Origin of the sequence: Actinobaculum sp. oral taxon 183 str. F0552 (assembly GCF_000466165.1) — a bacterium.
Taxonomy (GTDB): Bacteria; Actinomycetota; Actinomycetes; order Actinomycetales; family Actinomycetaceae; genus Peptidiphaga.
In genome coordinates this window covers 1-6,535 of the sequence record NZ_KE951450.1, presented here as the reverse complement: position 1 = coordinate 6,535, position 6,535 = coordinate 1, and the positions used below count along the sequence as shown (strand labels likewise).

General features: G+C 70.9%; 5 protein-coding genes and 1 pseudogene. 5 read left to right on the top strand and 1 reads right to left on the bottom strand.

The window, feature by feature from the left end; genetic code table 11:
* Positions 1-252, top strand: a pseudogene (locus HMPREF0043_RS07445) (hypothetical protein); the annotation flags it as partial.
* 176 nt (positions 253-428) lie between these two features.
* Here HMPREF0043_RS07445 and HMPREF0043_RS07440 read toward each other — a convergent pair.
* Positions 429-869: an HIT family protein gene (locus HMPREF0043_RS07440; protein ID WP_021602392.1), complete on the bottom strand. Its 441-nt coding sequence runs from the start codon at positions 867-869 to the stop codon at positions 429-431.
* A 98-nt stretch (positions 870-967) separates the two neighbouring features.
* Here HMPREF0043_RS07440 and HMPREF0043_RS07435 point away from each other — a divergent pair, with 98 nt between their 5' ends.
* From HMPREF0043_RS07435 to HMPREF0043_RS07420, 4 genes are all read left to right on the top strand, one after another.
* On the top strand, positions 968-3,889 hold the full coding sequence (locus HMPREF0043_RS07435) for a leucine--tRNA ligase (RefSeq protein ID WP_040318125.1): 2,922 nt from the start codon (positions 968-970) through the stop codon (positions 3,887-3,889).
* Positions 3,890-3,930: 41 nt separating this feature from the next.
* Positions 3,931-4,899 carry an aldose 1-epimerase gene (locus HMPREF0043_RS07430; RefSeq protein WP_021602390.1) on the top strand — a complete coding sequence of 323 codons (969 nt, stop codon included), beginning with the start codon at positions 3,931-3,933 and terminating at the stop codon, positions 4,897-4,899.
* Positions 4,900-5,231: 332 nt separating this feature from the next.
* The gene (locus HMPREF0043_RS10295) at positions 5,232-6,329 is read left to right on the top strand and encodes a ComEA family DNA-binding protein (protein WP_021602389.1); all 1,098 of its coding nucleotides are present in this window, start codon (positions 5,232-5,234) and stop codon (positions 6,327-6,329) included.
* Positions 6,330-6,334: 5 nt separating this feature from the next.
* A partial coding sequence (locus HMPREF0043_RS07420) for a hypothetical protein (protein WP_232206078.1) occupies positions 6,335-6,535 on the top strand: 201 nt, incomplete at its 3' end.

Here is a 6,535-nt window from a genome sequence, read left to right as displayed (position 1 = left end):
TTCCAGTATCATGCGTTCGCGGTCGAGAGAGCCCTGTGCCCCTACTGCCTGGTGACCTGGTTCGTCACGATCCCGCTCATCGTGCACGTCCTGGCGCGCAGCGTCCAGGCGGGCCACATCCCCGGCCCGGACGCCCTGCGCCGCATCCTCGTCAAGGGGCGGTGGGCGTTCGTGGTCAGCGCCTACACGGCCATCGCGCTGATAGCCGCCGTCTGCTTCTGGGAGCAGTGGCCCGCCGTGTTCGGCTCCTAGCGACGAGGCGGCCCCGGCTCCGACCGGAAGGCGGCCGGATCCCGGCGCCCAAGGGCGCGTTGACGGGCGAGGACCGTCGTGGCCGCCGCGGGGTCGTGGCTAGGCTCCTGGGACGTCGCTCGCAAGCGTTCAAAGATGCGGGCCTCGACCCGTGTTGCCCTCGAGCTTCCGGGGCGTCATCGCAGGGAGTGCATGCCCTCGGGGACGAAGTCCCCCCAGCCCTCCTGCCGCAGCGCCTGGCGGAGCCGTTCCATCGGCGCGTCCAGGGCCTCGGCGGGCAGGCCCGCCCGGGCGTTGGCGAAGACGATGTCCTCCTCGCTCCTGGCCGGGATGACGTGGACGTGGACGTGCGGCACCTCCAGGCCCGCGATCACGGCCATTGCGCGCGGCACGCCGAAGGCGCGGATCTGCGCGTTGCCGATGTGCTTGGCGACGACCGAGACGTGCGCGAAGGCGACGTCGTCGAGATCGGTGAACCTGGCGACCTCCTCCCGGGGGATCACGAGGACGTGGCCGTCCGCGATGGGCTCGTGGGTGCCGATCGCGACGCACACGTCGTCGGCCCAGACGAAGCGGCCGGGGATCTCGCCTGCGATGATTCGTGAGAAAACGCTCATGCACCGATCGTAGTGCGTCACGCTCACAGTGGACAGACCGGGTGGGGACGGACCGTCTGGGTTAACCTATGGCGTAGCGTCGACAACGAAGGAGCATGATGAGCGGGCAGGACTTCGCCGCCGAAACGCCGGCGTTCCGGTACACGGCCGAGCTGGCGAACGAAATCGAGGCCGCGTGGCAGGCGCGATGGGAGGCGGAGGGGACGTTCGACGCTCCGAACCCCGTGGGAGACCTCGAAGGCGACGTCGGACGGGACAAGTACTACGTCCTCGACATGTTCCCCTACCCCTCGGGCAAGGGCCTGCACGTAGGCCACCCGCTCGGATACATCGCCACCGACACCGTCGCGCGCTACCAGCGGATGCTCGGGAAGAACGTCCTGTACACCATGGGATACGACGCCTTCGGCCTGCCCGCCGAACAGTACGCCGTGCAGACCGGGCAGCACCCTCGCGTCACGACCGAGGAGAACGTCGCGAACATGCGACGCCAGCTCCGCAGGATCGGACTGTCGCACGACCCGAGGCGCTCCCTGTCCACCACCGACGTCGACTACGTCCGCTGGACGCAGTGGATCTTCCTGCAGGTCTACAACTCCTGGTTCGACCCCGAGGCCGAGCGGCGCGACGGCCGCGGAAGGGGAGCGGCCCGCCCCATCGCGGAGCTGCGCGCGGCCTTCGATTCGGGCGCGAGAACCCTCGACGACGGCCGTTCGTGGGCCGAGCTCGACGAAGGCGAGAAGGGCGAGGTTCTCGACGGGTACCGACTGGCGTACGTCAGCGAGGCCCCCGTCAATTGGTGCCCCGGCCTGGGAACCGTCCTGGCCAACGAGGAAGTGACCGCCGAGGGGCGCTCCGAGCGGGGGAACTTCCCCGTCTTCAAACGGAGCCTGCGCCAGTGGATGATGCGCATCACCGCGTACGCCGACCGGCTCGTCGACGACCTCGACACCATCGACTGGCCCGAGAAGGTGCGCGTCATGCAGCGCAACTGGATCGGGCGCTCCGAAGGAGCGGTCGTCGAGTTCGAGGTGCCCGCCGCCGGCTCCCTCGAGGTGTACACGACGCGCCCGGACACCCTGTTCGGGGCGACGTTCATGGTCGTTGCCCCCGAGCATCCGATCCTCGGGGGGACCGCCCCGGGGGCGGACGACGACGCCGATGCCCTCTGCGTCCCCCGAGCCTGGCCCGAGGGGACCAAGGAGGCGTGGACCGGCGGAGCGCCCAGCCCGGCGGAGGCCGTTGCCTCCTATCGCGCGGCGGCGAACGCCAAGACCGAGGTCGAGCGCGTGGACGAGGGCCGGACCAAGACCGGCGTGTTCTCAGGGCTGTACGGGACGAACCCCGTCAACGGAAAGCGGATCCCCGTCTTCGTGGCCGACTACGTCCTCATGGGGTACGGCACCGGGGCGATCATGGCCGTCCCCGCCCACGACGCCCGCGACTGGGACTTCGCCCGCGCCTACGACCTGGACGTCGTGCGGACGATCGGCCCGGCGGACGACCCCTACGGGCCGGACCTCGACCAGGCCGCCTACGAGGGCGACGGCGTCGCCGTCGACTCCTCCAACGGGACGCTCAACCTCGACGGCCTGGGCAAGGACGAGGCCAAGGCCGAGACGACCGCCTGGCTGGAAGCGCGCGGAGCGGGAAGGGCCGCCGTCACGCACCGCCTGCGGGACTGGCTGTTCTCCCGGCAGCGCTACTGGGGCGAACCGTTCCCCATCGTCTGGGACGAGGACGGGCGCCCCCACGCGCTGCCCGAAAGCCACCTGCCCGTCGAACTCCCCGAGGTCTCCGACTACTCGCCGCGCATCTTCGACCCCGACGACGCCGATTCCTCGCCCGAACCGCCGCTCGGCAGGGCGACGGAATGGGTGAACGCCACCCTCGACCTGGGGGACGGCCCCAAGGCCTACCGCAGGGAGACCAACACCATGCCGCAGTGGGCGGGTTCGTGCTGGTACGAGCTTCGCTACATCGACCCGGACAACCGCGAGGCCCTCTGCGACCCCGAGAACGAGGCCTACTGGATGGGGCCTCGCCCGGCCCAGGGCAACGAATCCGGAGGGACCGACCTGTACGTCGGCGGCGTCGAGCACGCGGTTCTCCACCTGCTCTACGCGCGCTTCTGGCACAAGGCGCTCTTCGACCTCGGACACGTGAGCTCCTCCGAGCCCTATCACAGGCTCTTCAACCAGGGCTACATCCAGGCGTACGCCTACGTCGACTCCCGCGGACAGTACGTTCCCGCGGACGAGGTCGAGGAGACCGAATCCGGCGGCGAGACCCGATACACATGGAGGGGACGGGCCGTCACGCGCGAGTACGGCAAGATGGGCAAGTCGCTGAAGAACATCGTGACCCCCGACGAGATCTGCCGGGAGTACGGCGCGGACACGTTCAGACTCTACGAGATGTCCATGGGTCCTCTGGACGTGTCGCGCCCCTGGGAGACCCGCGCCGTCGTCGGCTCGCAGCGCTTCCTCCAGCGCCTGTGGCGCAACGTCGTCGACGAGGAGACGGGGGAGACGACCGTCGTCGACGAGCCCGTGACGGGGGAGACGGCCAGGCTCCTGGCCCGCACGATCGCCGACGTTCGCGGCGAATACGATGCGATGCGCATCAACACGGCGATCGCCAAGATGATCGTCCTCAACAACCACCTCACCTCGCTGGCGAGGGTCCCCCGCCGGGCCGCCGAGGCCCTCGTGCTCATGGTCTCGCCGGTGGCCCCCCACGTCGCCGAGGAGCTGTGGTCGCGGCTCGGACACCCCGGCTCCCTGGCGCGGGAAGCCTTCCCGGTTGTGGAGGACGAATCCCTTCTGGTAGACGAGACTGTGACATGCGTGGTCCAGGTCAGGGGGAAGCTGCGCGACCGCCTCGAAGTGCCGGCCGACGTCTCCGAGGAGGACCTCGCGGCCCGGGCGCTGGCCTCCCAGCGAGTGCGGAAGTTCCTCGACGGCGAACCCGCCAAGATCGTCGTCCGCGCTCCGCGCCTGGTCAACATCGTCCCCTAAGGCACCATCGACCCCTAAGATCGACCCCTAAGGAGGGCCACATGAACGTCACCGCCGTCGAACGTCAGGATTTCTTCGGAATGCCCGCCTGGCGGGTCTCCTCGCCCAGCGGTGCGACGGCGCTCGTCGCCGAACGCGGCGCGACGGTGCTCTCGTGGCAGCCTCGCCCAGGCGACGAGGTCATCGACGGATACGTCAGCGGCGAGGAGCTCGACGGGCACATCGGAAACCGGAGCCTCATCATGGCGCCGTGGTGCGGGCGCGTGGCCGGCGGAGCCTATTCGTTCGGGGGACGCAGCCACAGGCTTCCCGGCGGCGCCGAGCTGTCGGGCCTGGGCGGGCGTGTGACCGGCCTCGACTTCGCCCGCGTCGGCACCGGCGACCCCCTGGTCCTGAAGGGGAGCCTTCAGGGGGATGACGGCTACCCCTGGGACCTCGAGATCACCGTGATCGTGGCCCTGGAGGCCGGAAGCGACGAGCAGGAGAACCTCAGCGTCACGATCGACGTCCGCAACGACTCGGACGCGCCGGCCCCCGTCACCCTGGGATGGCACCCGTACGTGCGTATGCCCGGGCTCGCGGGGATCTCGAATCTCTCGCTCGCCATTCCGGCGCGCATGAAGATCCTGACCGATTCGCGGATCATCCCGCTCCCCGGCGACGCAGCCTTCGCCGGAGTCAAGGCTCCCGTGCGGCACGACTACATCGGCTCGCTGCGCATGGACCAGGCCTACACCCATCTCGTGCCCGACGAGGACGGAGTCGTCGTCACCGAACTGCGCGATCCGGCCCGCGGTTCCCGGGTGCTCCTGACGCAGGAACCGAGCGAGGCGCCCGTGGTCCATGTCTTCACCGGCGACGGACTGCCCAGGGCCGAACGCCAGTCGATCGCCCTCGAACCGTGTTCGGCCCTCTCCGACGCCTTCAACCGCGCCGACGCGAAGGCGCGTCTCGCCCTGGAGCCGGGGCGGACCCGCTCGCTGACCGCGACGCTGAGCTACATCGCGTGATCGCCGCGCCTCGCGCCGCGGCGGCCTCATCCGTTCGGCGGCGGCGTCCGTCCCGCTAGGCGACGGGCCCGCCGGACCCGCGGCGTCGCCGCTGCGGAACCGCGCCCCTCGCCGGTCCGGGTCCCGTCGGAGCAGCCTCGTCGCAGCTAACCGGAACGACGGTCGGATCGGGAACCGGCGCGATCGCCGGCGCCCGGAGCGGGCGGGAGCGTGAGGATGTCGAGCGGTCCACAAGCTGCTCCGGCGTCGCCCCGATCCCCACCGACTCTCGCCGGCCGGCCCGCCGGAGGGCATTCGTGAAAACTCGAGGCATGAAACCTCCACCGCCGCGAATGCGCGATCTCAGATTCCCTCCGCTGGACGGCGCGAAGGGCGGGCCATTGCGACCCGGCGACGGGCCGCATCGGGCCGGCGAAGGCCCTCCCGCAGGGCAGGCTCCGGCAGGCTTTCGCGACGCCGAGTTCGCCGGGGACCTCGGGCGCCGGCTGTGGGACGCGGACGACACGGCCGAAATCCCGACTGCGCCGGCAGACCGCTCGACTCATCCGGGTTCGCGCCGGGATGGGTCGCCCGAAGAGCGTTCCCGGACTGAGGACCGCGACGCCGGCTGTCGGCGAAGCGGCGTCCGCGGGCTGGCGAGCCTGGCCCTCGCGTCCGGAACGGGGGAGGACGTCGCCGCCCTCGCGACGGCCTCGCCGCGGCCTCGGTGGAGGCTCGACGCCATGGCCCTGCGAGTCCTTCTCGCCGCGCTCGCCCTCATATGCCTGGCTGTGTGGGGATGGACGGCGTTCCAGCGCCCCGAGCGGTCCGACTCTTCGGGCATAGTCGAAGAGGGCACGTCCCGGCGCGTTCCATCGGGCTCCGCCTCACGCGGGAAAGCCCCGTCGTCCGGCGGCTGGGCGTCGCCGAGCGCCGGAGCCTCGGCATCCGCGCGGGAGAGCTCCGGGCACGGGGCCGGCAAGGGGACGACGGCGGTCGTGTACGTCACCGGCGAAGTGGCGAAACCGGGGGTCTACACGGTCGCGGCGGGATCGAGGGTCAACGACGTCGTCGATCGAGCCGGCGGCCTGACCGATAGAGCGGACAGAGGCCAGACGAACCTCGCGGCCCCGGTCGCCGACGGCGACCACGTACACGTCGCGGGCGTCGGGGAGCAGACCGGCAACTCCGGGAAGCAGACGGGCACCCCTGGGAGTCGGGGCAGAGGCGCGGCGGGCGCGGGCTCCCCGGGGAAGAGGCTCTCGGTCAACATCAACACGGCGGACGCCACAGAACTCCAGAGACTGCCCGGGGTCGGGCCGGCCACCGCGGCCGCCATCGTCACATGGCGGGAGAAGAACGGCCCCTTCCGGAGCGTGGACGACCTCCTCGACGTCTCCGGCATCGGGAAGGCCACGCTCAGTAAGATCCGCGACTCCGTCCGAATCTGATGCCGATGCGTCCGCCGGGGCAGGACTACCGGCTGCTTCCGGTCGCCCTGTCGGTGCTCGCCGGAGCCGCCCTGTCCCTGCACGCCGACTGGACGGGCCGGGCCGGCGCCCTGGCCGCGGCGAGCCCGCTGCTCATTCCGCTCCTCGCGGGCATGGGATTCGCCCGGGAGAGAGCGCGAAGGGCGGCCGTCGGGTCGGCCCGCCGC

Excerpts from the sequence above, each read along its gene's own strand:
- HMPREF0043_RS07440 (WP_021602392.1), bottom strand. The coding sequence starts at position 869 with ATGAGCGTTTTCTCACGAATCATCGCAGGCGAGATCCCCGGCCGCTTC.
- HMPREF0043_RS07435 (WP_040318125.1), top strand. The coding sequence starts at position 968 with ATGAGCGGGCAGGACTTCGCCGCCGAAACGCCGGCGTTCCGGTACACG.
- HMPREF0043_RS07430 (WP_021602390.1), top strand. The coding sequence starts at position 3,931 with ATGAACGTCACCGCCGTCGAACGTCAGGATTTCTTCGGAATGCCCGCC.
- HMPREF0043_RS10295 (WP_021602389.1), top strand. The coding sequence starts at position 5,232 with ATGCGCGATCTCAGATTCCCTCCGCTGGACGGCGCGAAGGGCGGGCCA.